Annotated in this window: 8 protein-coding genes, 1 pseudogene and 2 riboswitches; of the genes and pseudogenes, 1 reads left to right on the top strand and 8 read right to left on the bottom strand. The window is 68.9% G+C overall.

Annotated elements, in window-relative coordinates; genetic code table 11:
- Window positions 1–66: 66 nt before the first annotated feature.
- From A9Z05_RS14840 to A9Z05_RS34725, 8 genes and pseudogenes are all read right to left on the bottom strand, one after another.
- Complete coding sequence (locus A9Z05_RS14840; RefSeq protein ID WP_069618755.1) at window positions 67–1,455, bottom strand: L-serine ammonia-lyase; 1,389 nt, start codon at window positions 1,453–1,455, stop codon at window positions 67–69.
- Between the two features lie 30 nt (window positions 1,456–1,485).
- Window positions 1,486–2,628 carry an alginate lyase family protein gene (locus tag A9Z05_RS14835; protein ID WP_069618754.1) on the bottom strand — a complete coding sequence of 381 codons (1,143 nt, stop codon included), beginning with the start codon at window positions 2,626–2,628 and terminating at the stop codon, window positions 1,486–1,488.
- Window positions 2,629–2,782: 154 nt separating this feature from the next.
- Entirely contained in the window at window positions 2,783–5,710 is a 2,928-nt protein-coding gene (gene gcvP, locus A9Z05_RS14830) for an aminomethyl-transferring glycine dehydrogenase (protein ID WP_069618753.1), read from the bottom strand.
- 61 nt (window positions 5,711–5,771) lie between these two features.
- A complete protein-coding gene (gene gcvH, locus A9Z05_RS14825) occupies window positions 5,772–6,152 on the bottom strand; it encodes a glycine cleavage system protein GcvH (protein ID WP_069618752.1) in 381 nt (126 codons plus the stop codon).
- A 124-nt stretch (window positions 6,153–6,276) separates the two neighbouring features.
- On the bottom strand, window positions 6,277–7,395 hold the full coding sequence (gene gcvT, locus A9Z05_RS14820) for a glycine cleavage system aminomethyltransferase GcvT (RefSeq protein ID WP_069618751.1): 1,119 nt from the start codon (window positions 7,393–7,395) through the stop codon (window positions 6,277–6,279).
- Window positions 7,396–7,478: 83 nt separating this feature from the next.
- A riboswitch (glycine riboswitch) is annotated at window positions 7,479–7,612 on the bottom strand.
- A gap of 31 nt (window positions 7,613–7,643) precedes the next feature.
- Window positions 7,644–7,747: riboswitch (glycine riboswitch) on the bottom strand.
- 114 nt (window positions 7,748–7,861) lie between these two features.
- On the bottom strand, window positions 7,862–8,227 hold the full coding sequence (locus tag A9Z05_RS14815; protein WP_027811833.1) for a hypothetical protein: 366 nt from the start codon (window positions 8,225–8,227) through the stop codon (window positions 7,862–7,864).
- A gap of 216 nt (window positions 8,228–8,443) precedes the next feature.
- Window positions 8,444–9,496, bottom strand: a complete 1,053-nt coding sequence (locus A9Z05_RS14810; protein WP_069618750.1) for an oxidoreductase — start codon at window positions 9,494–9,496, stop codon at window positions 8,444–8,446.
- Between the two features lie 234 nt (window positions 9,497–9,730).
- Window positions 9,731–9,913, bottom strand: a pseudogene (locus A9Z05_RS34725) (SGNH/GDSL hydrolase family protein); the annotation flags it as partial.
- A gap of 311 nt (window positions 9,914–10,224) precedes the next feature.
- On the opposite strand from A9Z05_RS34725, the gene A9Z05_RS14800 reads away from it, so the two are divergent.
- Window positions 10,225–12,312 carry a UvrD-helicase domain-containing protein gene (locus tag A9Z05_RS14800; RefSeq protein WP_069618748.1) on the top strand — a complete coding sequence of 696 codons (2,088 nt, stop codon included), beginning with the start codon at window positions 10,225–10,227 and terminating at the stop codon, window positions 12,310–12,312.
- Window positions 12,313–12,368: the final 56 nt, after the last annotated feature.

Here is a 12,368-nt window from a genome sequence, read left to right as displayed (position 1 = left end):
GTCGGGCGCCATGCCCGGCGGCAATGCGGGGTATCGATCCACCCCGCGCCGCCGCCGGGCCGGACATCAGCACTCGACGATATTCACCGCCAGCCCGCCGCGCGACGTTTCCTTGTACTTGGTCTTCATGTCGGCGCCCGTCTCGCGCATGGTCTTGATCACGGAGTCGAGCGACACGTAGTGGGAGCCGTCGCCGCGCAGCGCCATGCGCGCCGCGTTGACGGCCTTCACCGACGCCATCGCGTTGCGCTCGATGCACGGGATCTGCACCATCCCGCCGACCGGGTCGCAGGTCAGGCCGAGGTTGTGTTCCATCCCGATCTCGGCCGCGTTCTCGACCTGCTGCGGCGTGCCGCCGAGCACGGCCGCGAGCGCGCCGGCCGCCATCGAGCAGGCCACGCCCACTTCACCCTGGCAGCCTACTTCCGCGCCCGAGATCGATGCGTTGAGCTTGTAAAGGATCCCGATCGCGGCGGCCGTCAGCAGGAAGTCGATTACGCCCTGTTCGTTCGCGCCGGGCGTGAAGCGCGTGTAGTAGTGCAGCACGGCCGGGATGATGCCGGCCGCGCCGTTGGTCGGCGCGGTGACGACGCGGCCGCCGGCCGCGTTTTCCTCGTTGACCGCGATCGCGTACAGGTTGATCCAGTCGATCATCGACAGCGGGTCCTGCAGCGCGCGCTCCGGGCTGCCCGTCAGCGTGCGGTATAGCTGCGGCGCGCGGCGCTTGACCTGGAACGGGCCGGGCAGGTTGCCGTCGGCGTCGGGATTGCCGATCCCGCAGCCGCGCGACACGCACGACTGCATCACGGCCCAGATCTTCAGCAGCCCGTCGCGCGTTTCTTCGTCGGTGTGCCACGCGCGCTCGTTTTCCCACATCAGCTGCGCGATCGACTTGCCGGTCGACGCGGTCAGCGCGAGCAACTCCGCGCCGGTGCGAAACGGGTGCGTCATCTGCTCGGCCGCGCTCAGCACCTTGGTGTTCGGGGCGCCGGCCGTCACGACGAAGCCGCCGCCGACCGACAAGTAGGTGCGCTCGACCAGCACCGCGCCGTTCGCGTCGCTCGCGCGCAGCTTCATCGCGTTCGGGTGTTCGGGCAGCGCCTGGCGGTAGAACGCGATGTTCTCCTTCAGCACGAACGGCACCGGATGCGTGCCGAGCAGCGCGAGTTGCTTCGTCTTGCGGACATCGTCGAGCCGCGCGTCGATCGTGTCGGGATCGACGGTGTCGGGCGCGTCGCCGAGCAGGCCGAGCATCACGCCGCGGTCGGTGCCGTGGCCCTTGCCGGTGGCGCCCAGCGAGCCGTACAGCTCGACCTTCACGTGGGCCGTCGCGTCGAGCAGCCCGTCGCGCTCGAGGCCCTGGACGAACATCAGCGCCGCGCGCATCGGTCCCACCGTGTGCGAACTGGACGGACCGATGCCGATCTTGAAGAGGTCAAACACGCTGACTGCCATTTCGATACCTGCCTTGCTGTAAGAATGGTGCTAGCGCGCCTGCAATGGCAGGCACGCGGCGAGCCATGCGGGCGGCGTTGGGGAAAGCTGCTGCGCGACGCGGGCGTAGCGCCCGTCGAGCCGCGCGGCCAGATGAAAGAGTTCGGTGGCGTTTTTCGGGTCCCACTGCCCCGTGTAGCCCGGCAAGCCGGCCTCGCGGCGCTTCGCGTCGAACGGCACCGGCGAATTCACGAATTCCTCGTGGGTTTTCTCGCCGAGCGCGTACGGCACGAGCCAGTCGAGCGCGGCCGCGAGCGTCGCGCCGTTCGCGCCGCGCTCGCGCAGCCAGTTGCGGTTGAAGCGGCGCGCGGCGAGCGCGGCCGTCACCAGCGGCTGCAGATCGTAGACCGCGTAATGCAGCGCGTCGCGTTCCTCGAAATCCCAGGTCTTGCCGTCCGGGCCGATGTTGTCGGCGAGATGCTCGACGAACAGCCGCTGCGCGGCGTTCATCATCTTGCGGTCGCCGAGCGTGAACGCGGACAGCGCGATCAGCTTGATCCGGTGGCTCTGCCAGTTGTTGCGCCAGGTGCCGGTGAGCGGGCGCTTCTGCGCGTCGACCTGCGCGACATAACCGGCGCCGAGCTTCGCGATGAACGCGGCCGTCGCGTTGCGCGTCTTCACCGGCAGCGCGCTCGCGGTCATGTCGTACGCGACGATCAGGCTGTCGAAGCGCGTCTCGTCGATCGGGTTGAAGCTCGGCTGGTAGGTCGAGACCCACGCGGACAGGAAGCGGTCGACGAGTTGCAGGTAGCGCGGCGCGTTCGTCACGCGCCACGCGAGCGCCGCATCGCGCATCAGGTCCATGTCCTTGAGCGCGGCTTCGCTCTGGTCGTAGATGCCTTCATGCGGCAGCGTGCCCTCGGTGTGCACGCGCGCCATCGCCTTCGGCTGCTCGCCGATACGCGCGTCGACGCTGCGAATCAGCGCCTGCACGCCTGGCTCGGCGTGCGTCGTCTCGCTCGACTGCAGCGCCGGCGCCGCGCAGAAATTCATCGCCGCGCGCGCACTGCCGGACATGCCGAGGCCGGCAGCGGCCAGCGACAGCGCGGCGACGAGCATCGGCACGTAGCGGCCTGCGCGCGGGCGCGGCCGCCGCGCCGCTGCACCTTGGCCCGGAAACATCGGACGCACCATGCGGAACTCCTTCATTGGCTGGATCGCGTGTGATGTTAGCCGGATTGGCGGGCGAGCGTGAAACGGTTGGCCGGGCGGCGAACGTAAAAACCGCACGCAACCGGCGGCTGCGTGCGGTGGGGTCACGGTCGGACGCTCCGGTGCGGGACGGGCGTTATGCGTAATCCGACATCGGCACGCACGAGCAGAACAGGTTGCGGTCGCCGTACGCGTTGTCCGCGCGGCCGACCGGCGGCCAGTACTTGTTCGTGCCGAGCGACGCGACCGGGTACGCGGCCTGCTCGCGCGAGTATGCGTGCGGCCATTCGTTCGCGGTGACGACGGCCGCCGTGTGCGGCGCGTGACGCAGCGGGTTGTCCTCGCGATCGGCCCGGCCTTCCTCGACCGCGCGGATTTCCTCGCGGATCGCGATCATCGCGGCGATGAAGCGGTCGAGTTCTTCCTGCGATTCCGATTCGGTCGGCTCGACCATCAGCGTGCCCGGCACCGGGAAGCTCATCGTCGGCGCGTGGAAGCCGTAGTCCATCAGGCGTTTCGCGACGTCGTCGACGCTGATGCCGCTCGTTTCCTTGATCGGACGCAGATCGAGAATGCACTCGTGCGCGACCAGCCCGCCCGGGCCCGAATACAGCACCGGATAGTGCGGCGCGAGGCGCTTCGCGATGTAGTTCGCGTTGAGGATCGCGGCTTCGGTCGCGGCGGTCAGGTTCTTCGCGCCCATCATCGCGATGTACATCCACGAGATCGGCAGGATCGACGCCGAGCCGTACGGCGCGGCCGACACCGCGCCGATGCCGTCTTCCGCCCGCGCGTAGCCGGTCGAGCGCTGGTTCGGCAGGAACTTCGCGAGGTGCGCGCCGACCGCGACCGGGCCGACACCCGGGCCGCCGCCGCCGTGCGGGATGCAGAAGGTCTTGTGCAGGTTCAGGTGCGACACGTCGCCGCCGAACTGGCCCGGCGCGGTCAGGCCGACCATCGCGTTCATGTTCGCGCCGTCGACGTACACCTGGCCGCCGTGCGCGTGGACGATCTCGCAGATCTCGCGGACGTTCTGCTCGAACACGCCATGCGTCGACGGATACGTGATCATGATTGCCGCGAGGTTCGCCGAATGCTGCTCGGCCTTCGCCTTCAGGTCGGCGATGTCGACGTTGCCCTGCGCGTCGCAGGCGACGACCACGACCTTCATGCCGGCCATGTGCGCGGACGCCGGATTCGTGCCGTGCGCGGATGCGGGAATCAGGCACACGTCGCGATGGCCTTCGCCGCGCGATGCGTGGTACGCGTGAATGATCAACAGGCCCGCGTACTCGCCCTGCGAGCCCGCGTTCGGCTGCAGCGACACGGCCGCGTAGCCGGTGGCCGCGACGAGCATCTGTTCGAGCTGGTCGATCATTTCGCGGTAGCCGACGGTCTGCTCGGCCGGCGCGAACGGGTGGATGCCGCCGAACTCGGGCCACGTGACCGGCAGCATTTCCGACGTCGCGTTCAGCTTCATCGTGCACGAGCCGAGCGGGATCATCGAACGGTCGAGCGCGAGATCCTTGTCCGACAGGCTGCGCAGGTAGCGCAGCATTTCGGTTTCGGAATGGTGGCGGTTGAACACGGGGTGAGTCAGGTACGCGCTCGTGCGCTCGAGGCCGGCCGGCAGCGCGGCGACGCCGGCGAGGCCCGCGTCCAGCGCATCGACGGCCGGCGCGGTGCCGCCCGCGGCCTGCGCGAACACGTCGAGGAGATCGGCGAGGTCGTCGCGCGTCGTCGTTTCGTCGACCGATACGCCGACTTGCGTGTCGCTCACGCGGCGCAGGTTGATGCGCTTCGCCTTCGCGAATGCGTGAATCTGCGCGGTACGCGCGCCGGTATCGATCGTCAGCGTATCGAAGAACGTGTCGTTGACGGTCGCGAAGCCGAGCTGCTTCACGCCGGCGGCGAACAGCGCCGCGATGCGGTTCACGCGCAGTGCGATCGTCTTCAGGCCGTGCGGGCCGTGGTAAACCGCGTACATGCTGGCCATGATCGCGAGCAGCGCCTGCGCGGTACACACGTTCGACGTCGCCTTCTCGCGGCGGATGTGCTGTTCGCGCGTCTGCAGCGCGAGACGCAGCGCGGGCTTGCCTTGCGCATCGACGGTCACGCCGACGAGGCGGCCCGGCATCTGGCGCTTGAATTCGTCGCGCACGGCCAGGTAAGCGGCGTGCGGGCCGCCGAAGCCCATCGGTACGCCAAAGCGCTGCGTGTTGCCGATCGCGACGTCCGCGCCCCATTCGCCGGGCGGCGTCAGCACGGTCAGCGCGAGCAGGTCGGCCGCGACGACCACGTGGCCGCCGGCCGCGTGGATCGCTTCGGTGAGCGCGCGGTAGTCGCGCACGTCGCCGTTCACGCCCGGGTACTGCAGCAGCACGCCGAATGCGTTCGCCTGTGCGGCGTCGGCGGCCGGGCCCGTCTTCACGTCGATGCCGATCGGCAGCGCGCGCGTACGGATCACTTCAAGGGTTTGCGGCAGCACGTCGTCGGCCACGTAGAACACGTTCGACTTCGGCTTGCCGGTGCGCTGCAGCAGCGTCATCGCTTCGGCCGCGGCGGTGGCTTCGTCGAGCAGCGATGCGTTCGAGATCGCGAGACCCGTCAGGTCGGCGACCATCTGCTGGAAGTTCAGGAGCGCCTCGAGGCGGCCCTGGGAAATTTCGGGCTGGTACGGCGTGTAGGCCGTGTACCACGCCGGGTTTTCGAGCACGTTGCGCAGGATCACGGCCGGCGTATGCGTGTCGTGATAGCCCTGGCCGATGTACGAGCGGAACACCTGGTTCTTGTCCGCGAGCGCACGCAGCGCGGCGAGGGCTTCAGCCTCGCTCTTCGGCTGCGCGAACGGGACGAGCGGCAGCGTTTCGGCGCGGCGGATCGAGGCCGGGATCACGGCGTCGATCAGCGCGGCGCGCGACGCGAAGCCGAGCGTGTCGAGCATGGCCTGCTGGCTGGCGGCGTCGGGGCCGATGTGGCGTTCTGCGAACGCGTCGTGCGTTTCGAGCGCGGCGAGCGAGAGGGGCGTGCGGTTCATCAGGCGGTCCGGGTGTTCGAGCTTCATGGCGTGACTCTGGTCCCGCGCGGGCCGGCTGCCCGGCCGCGCGCGGTTCGGGTAAGGAAAATTAGTCGATCAGCTTGCTGTACGCGTCGGCGTCGATCAGCTTGTCGGTCGATGCGCCGGCCGCGAGCTTGATCTTGAACAGCCACACGCCGTATGCGTCGCCGTTCACTTCTTCCGGCGCATCGGTGGCGGCTTCGTTGACGGCGACGATCTCGCCGGACACCGGCGAGTAGATATCGGATGCCGCCTTCACCGATTCGACGACGCCGACGGCGTCGCCCGCGGTCACCGACTTGCCGACTTCGGGCAGCTCGAGGAAGACGATGTCGCCGAGCGTGCTCTGCGCGTGATCGGTGATGCCGACCGTCAGCGTGCCGTCCGCCTCGGTGCGGATCCACTCGTGTTCGTCGGTGTACTTCAGATCGGCCGGGACGTTGCTCATCGGATGCTCCTGGATAAAAGGGTGTGTTCGTTTTGCTGGCGCGCCGCCATGGTGCGCCGGATGGGGTTGCGCCGGGCGCCATCTCCCGGCAGGCCGGGAGGCGGCGCCGGCCGCCTCCCGGTCGTTACGCAGCGAGGACCTTGCCGTTGCGCACGAACGGCAGTTTTACCACGCGCGCGGGAAGATTCTTGTCTCGAATTTGCACCTGGACTGTGTCGCCGATCTGGACGGCCGTCGGCACGCGCGCGAACGCGATCGATTCCTGCATCGACGGCGAGAACGTGCCGCTCGTGATCTCGCCTTCGCCGTGCGGCGTGACGACCTTCTGGTGCGCGCGCAGCACGCCGCCCGCCTTGCCGTTCTCCTTCTGCAGGATCAGGCCGACGAACGCGGCGCGCGTGCCGTTGGCTTCCAGCGCGGCGCGGCCGACGAAGTCGCGCGGCGCGGTGAGGTCGACCGTCCACGCGAGGCCCGCGTCGAGCGGGGAGACGGTGTCGTCCATGTCCTGGCCGTACAGGTTCATGCCCGCCTCGAGACGCAGCGTGTCGCGCGCGCCGAGCCCGCACGGACGCACGCCGTTTTGCCGCAGCGCATCCCACAGCGCGACGACGTGCACGGCCGGGACGATCACTTCGAAGCCGTCTTCGCCGGTGTAGCCGGTGCGTGCAACGGTGAGATCGCCGAACGGCGTGCCGGCGACCTGCGCGGCGTTGAACGGCTTGAGCTCGCTGGTGGCGGCGCGCGCGGCGGGCACCGTCGCCCAGACCTTCTCGCGGGCGTTCGGACCCTGGACGGCGACGATCGCGAAATCGCGGCGCGGCGCGATCGTCAGGCCGTAGCCGCCTTGCTCGTTCAGCTGGTTGAACCACGCGATGTCTTTCTCGGCGGTGCCGGCGTTGACGACCACGCGGAAGAATTCTTCGGTGAAGTAGTAGACGATCAGATCGTCGATGACGCCGCCCTGCGGGTTGAGCAGGCACGAGTAGAGCGCCTTGCCGGGCGTCTTGAGCTTGCCGACGTGGTTCGCGATCGCATGCTCGAAGAACGCGCGCACGCGGCTGCCGGTGAAATCGACGACGCACATGTGCGATACGTCGAACATGCCGGCGTCGGTGCGCACGGCAGCGTGTTCTTCGATCTGCGAGCCGTAGTTGACGGGCATGTCCCAGCCGCCGAAGTCGACCATGCGGGCATTGAGCGCGCGGTGCGCGGCGTTGAGCGGGGTGTGATTCAGTGCAGTCATCGAGGCCTCAGGCAAGGCGCTTGCGCGCGGATCAGAACGGCCATGTGCCGACCGCCGCGGCCGATGGCCTCGAGCGATCCGTTACATGCCCCTCTGTCCTCGATACCTGAGAGATTGCGCTGCGGGCAAAGCCCGGCAAACGCGCGCCCCTTCGGTGGGCAGCTTGCCCGCGCAGCCAATGCGCTGCGGGCTACTGCCGCTCTCCAGAGTGCGGGGAGCGTCGTGCGCGCAGTGCGCGGACGCGGTTCCCCGACGCGGTCGGTCCTTTTGCCTGAGAGTTTGCGGGTGTGCCCCTTCGGCGGCGCAACCGGTGTCGGAACGACCCGGTCACACGCTCTCCCGACGCGTGCGGGCGACTGTACGCGAGCGGGTCGGCATTGTCAATTTGAGCAAAAGAATGTCGCTTCGCGACAAGCGGCGGCGGCCGGCGCCGCCGCTTCATTCGTGCCGGCAGGCGCCGGGCGCGTTACTCGCCGATCGCGCGCGCGGCCGTGTCGAGTTCCTGGTTCAGCACCCGCTGCTCGTCGCCGGACAGGCCGCCGTTGTGCTGGGCCGACATGTCGTTCGCTTCCTGGCGGATCACGTCGAGGCGGTGGTGAAGCTGCGCGCCGTACGGCGGCGGGTAGTAGCCGCCGTTCACGCGCGCGTCGATCCGGCGATGCAGGTTGTCGATCCGGCCCTGGACCTCCTGCATGCGGTCGTTCGCGACGACCTGCGGATTCGGTCGCGGTGGCGGAGGCGCCTGCCGGGCCGGCCGCTGCGGCTGCACGATACATGCCGCGAGCGAGGAAACCAGGACGCAGCATGCCGCTGCGCGAATCAACCGTTGCATCACATTCTCCTGACGGATAAGTGTCGAATCGACTTTTTGAGAAACGCGTCAGACCGGACGACCGCTGACTTTCGTTCCCGCACCATTTGTAACGGAATGTTGGGGCTGGGCCGGGCCGGCCGGCGGTCGGTGTGGCGGCAGACCCGGCGCCGCCGCCGACGCGGGGCGGCGTGGCGCGGTGGGCGGCCGGGCCGACACCGACCCGGCCGGCGGCCATCAGACGGTACGGCGCACGAACGGCACCCGGCGGCCGTCGTGTTCGCTCTGCGCGGCGAGCTCGATGATCGTCATCACGTCGACCGCGTCCTGCGCGGTGACGGGGAACGGCGCGCCGTCGCGGATCGACGCGGCGAGCGCGCGGTAGAACTCCGCGTACTGGCCGTCGAGCGTCGGTACCGGACGTTCGACTTCAAGGTCGCCGTCGAGCACGCGCAGCAGGCCGGGCGGGTTGCCGCCGCCGAATTCGACGTCGTCCGCGGTGAGGCCGGCCTTGAGCTGGTCTTCCTGCGTGTCGAGCCCGAACTTCTGATAGCTGCCGCGCGTGCCGTGCAGCGTGAACCGCGCGGGCTCGATCGCCGACAGCGCGCTTGCATGCAGCGCGACGTCCTTGTCCGGATAGCCGAGCAGCAGGTGCACGAAATCGGGCGCCGTGCCGTTGTCGCGGCGCGTCTTGACGGTGGCGCTCACCGTGTCCGGTGTGCCGAACAGCGCGAGCGCCTGGTCGATCAGGTGCGGGCCGAGGTCGAGCAGCAGGCCGCCGCCGCGGGCCGGCTCCTCGCGCCAGCGCGTGCGCGGCGTCGGCCGGAAGCGGTCGAAGTGCGACGCGAAGTAGGTGACGCGGCCCAACTCGCCCGATTCGACGACGCGGCGCACGGTGAGGAAATCGCCGTCCCAGCGGCGGTTGTGGAACGGCGCGAACAGCCGGCTGCGCGCGTTCGCGAGCCGCGCGAGCGCGAGCGCCTCGTCGGCGGTGAGCGTGACCGGCTTGTCGACGACCACGTGGCGGCCCGCTTCGAGCACCTGGCGTGCGAGCGTGAAGTGCGTGTCGTTCGGCGTGGCGATCACCACGCACTCGATATCGTCGAGGCCGAGCAGCGTGTCGAGATCGGGGACGATGCGCGCGCCCGGATACGCGGCGTGCGCGCGATCGGACTGACCCGTCGCGATCGCGGCGACTTCAGTGCGGCCGCTCGTGGCGATCACGGGCGCGTGGAACGTCGCGCCGGCGAAACCGAAACCCATCAAACCAATCCTGAGCAATGACGACATGGCAATTCCTGGCTGCGAAGGAAACTAAAGGATGGCGCGCCGGAGCGGCGCGAAGACGACTGGCTATTTTGGCATGGCGCCGCTGCTTGCACAGACGCGTCGGGCGAAACGCGCGAGGCGATGCGGCAACTGCGCAAGGGGTGCGGGCATTTGCGCGGGATCGGGCGCCATGCGCGCGACTATCCGGCTTGCGGCTTTCGGCCCTCGGCTCCGCTCGCGGCTTTCTGCGCCGCGCGCCGCGCGGCAAGCCGCGGCGGCCGAATCGCCGACCGCCAGCACGCGCAGCGGCGGGCCGCCGCCGGCGACGCCGTCGCGCGGGCCGGCCGCCTCGGGCAGCCGCGGCGTGACGCGGCGCACGTAGCGCCCCTGCGCGAACAGCAGCGGGCCGAGGGCGGCGATGGCGAACGGGTATCCCATGAGGTCGATCCGGTGACGGTTCAGGCGAATTGAAGCGGGCCGGCGCGGGTGGTGCCGGGGGAGTGCGTATTGTGTCCGATCGCCGCGCGGACGGGGCCAGATTGGCCGAGCGGACAGGCACGACCCCGCCGAACGGACAGGGGGCGCCCGCCCGGCAAGCCTGCGCGCGCCCGTCCGGCCGCGCGCCCGAAACACGCGCCGCCGACGTGTTAACATGCGCGTCCTGCCCGCGTGTCCGCCTGCTTCGCCAGCCTGTCGCGTACGGCATCCTCCCGGCATTCCGCCGTCAACCAGCAACACCATCCGCCATCATGTCCGCAGGCCTCAATCCCGCTCAGAATGAAGCGGTGCGCTACCTCGACGGTCCCTGTCTCGTGCTCGCCGGCGCGGGCAGCGGCAAGACTCGCGTGATCACGCAGAAGATCGCGCACCTGATCGAAGCGAAAGGCTTCGAGCCGCGCCATATCGCCGCCGTCACGTTCACGAACAAGGCGGCCGCCGAAATGCGCGAGCGCGTGTCGAAGCTGCTGGAAGGCAAGACGCTCACCACGCCCGGCAAGGAAGGCCGCAAGGTGCCCGTCAACCAGCTCACCGTCTGCACGTTCCACTCGCTGGGCGTGCAGATCCTGCGCCAGGAGGCCGAGCACGTCGGCCTGAAGCCGCAGTTCTCGATCATGGATTCGGACGACTGCTTCGGGATGATCCAGGAGCAGCTCGGCACGACCGACAAGGGGCTGATCCGCAAGATCCAGAGCATCATCTCGCTGTGGAAGAACGGCCTGATCATGCCCGACGAGGCGATGGCGATCGCGGCCAACGAGGACGAGCACCAGGCCGCGCTGGTCTACCGCAACTACGTGGCGACGCTGCATGCGTACCAGGCGGTCGACTTCGACGACCTGATCCGCCTGCCCGCCGAGCTGTTCGCGAAGAACGAGCCGGTGCGCGACCGCTGGCAGAACAAGCTGCGCTACCTGCTGATCGACGAGTACCAGGACACCAATGCGTGCCAGTACGAGCTGCTGAAGCAGCTCGCGGGCCCGCGCGCCGCGTTCACGGCGGTCGGCGACGACGATCAGGCGATCTACGGCTGGCGCGGCGCGACGCTCGAGAACCTCGCGCAGCTGGGCAAGGATTTCCCGAAACTGCACGTGATCAAGCTCGAGCAGAACTACCGGTCGACGGTGCGGATCCTGACCGCCGCGAACAACGTGATCGCGAACAACCCGAAGCTGTTCGAGAAGAAGCTGTGGTCCGAGCACGGGATGGGCGACTCGATCACCGTCACGGCGTGCAACGACGAGGAGCACGAGGCCGAATCGGTCGTGTTCCGGCTGTCCGCGCACAAGTTCGAGCGGCGCGCGCACTTCCGCGACTACGCGATCCTGTATCGCGGCAACTTCCAGGCACGCATCTTCGAGCAGGTGCTGCGGCGCGAGCGGATCCCGTACGTGCTGTCGGGCGGCCAGTCGTTCTTCGACAAGGCCGAGATCAAGGATCTGTGCGCGTACCTGCGGCTGATCGCGAACGCCGACGACGATCCCGCGTTCATCCGCGCCGTCACCACGCCGCGCCGCGGCATCGGCAACACGACACTCGAGGCGCTCGGCTCGTTCGCGGGGCAGGCGAAGGTGTCGCTGTTCGAGGCCGTGTACATGGGCGGCATCGAGGCGCGGCTGTCGGCGCGCCAGGTCGAGCCGCTGCGGATGTTCTGCGACTTCATCCAGCGCCTGACCGAGCGCGCGGACAAGGAGCCCGCGACCGTCGTGCTCGACGACATGATGGAGGCGATCCACTACGAGGCGTACCTGTACGACGCGTTCGACGAGCGGCAGGCGCAGTCGAAGTGGCAGAACGTGCTCGAATTCCTCGAATGGCTGAAGCGCAAGGGCACCAAGCCCGAGACGGAGGCCGTCGACGGCGAGGCCGACGGCTTCCACAACGCGGACGGGCTCGCCGATACGGGCAAGAACCTGCTCGGACTGATCCAGACCGTCGCGCTGATGTCGATGCTCGAAGGCAAGGACGAGGATCCGGACGCCGTGCGGCTGTCGACCGTCCATGCGTCGAAGGGGCTCGAGTATCCGCACGTGTTCCTGGTCGGCGTCGAGGAGGGCATCATGCCGCACCGCGGCGGCAGCGAGGACGACGGCCCGATCGACAACGAGCGGATCGAGGAGGAGCGCCGGCTGATGTACGTCGCGATCACGCGCGCGCAGCGCAGCCTGCACCTGAACTGGTGCAAGAAGCGCAAGCGGGCGCGCGAGACGGTCGTGTGCGAACCGTCGCGCTTCATCCCGGAGATGGGGCTCGACGAAGCGCCGCCGCCGACGCCGGAAGAAGCGCCGATGTCGCCGAAGGACCGGCTCGCGAGCCTGAAGGCATTGCTGCAGAAGTGACGCGGCGGCGCTGCCGCGAGCACGATGGCGCGCCGAACCGGCAACCCCAAAACGAA

This window comes from Burkholderia sp. A2, from assembly GCF_001729305.1.
GTDB lineage: Bacteria > Pseudomonadota > Gammaproteobacteria > Burkholderiales > Burkholderiaceae > Burkholderia > Burkholderia sola.
This window is presented reverse-complemented; position numbering and strand designations above follow the sequence as displayed.

What these genes read in the sequence shown, in the direction of transcription:
- A9Z05_RS14810 (WP_069618750.1), bottom strand. Translation starts at nt 9,496, where the DNA reads ATGTCGTCATTGCTCAGGATTGGTTTGATGGGTTTCGGTTTCGCCGGC.
- A9Z05_RS14835 (WP_069618754.1), bottom strand. Translation starts at nt 2,628, where the DNA reads ATGGTGCGTCCGATGTTTCCGGGCCAAGGTGCAGCGGCGCGGCGGCCG.
- A9Z05_RS14800 (WP_069618748.1), top strand. Translation starts at nt 10,225, where the DNA reads ATGTCCGCAGGCCTCAATCCCGCTCAGAATGAAGCGGTGCGCTACCTC.
- A9Z05_RS14815 (WP_027811833.1), bottom strand. Translation starts at nt 8,227, where the DNA reads ATGCAACGGTTGATTCGCGCAGCGGCATGCTGCGTCCTGGTTTCCTCG.
- gcvP (WP_069618753.1), bottom strand. Translation starts at nt 5,710, where the DNA reads ATGAAGCTCGAACACCCGGACCGCCTGATGAACCGCACGCCCCTCTCG.
- A9Z05_RS14840 (WP_069618755.1), bottom strand. Translation starts at nt 1,455, where the DNA reads ATGGCAGTCAGCGTGTTTGACCTCTTCAAGATCGGCATCGGTCCGTCC.
- gcvH (WP_069618752.1), bottom strand. Translation starts at nt 6,152, where the DNA reads ATGAGCAACGTCCCGGCCGATCTGAAGTACACCGACGAACACGAGTGG.
- gcvT (WP_069618751.1), bottom strand. Translation starts at nt 7,395, where the DNA reads ATGACTGCACTGAATCACACCCCGCTCAACGCCGCGCACCGCGCGCTC.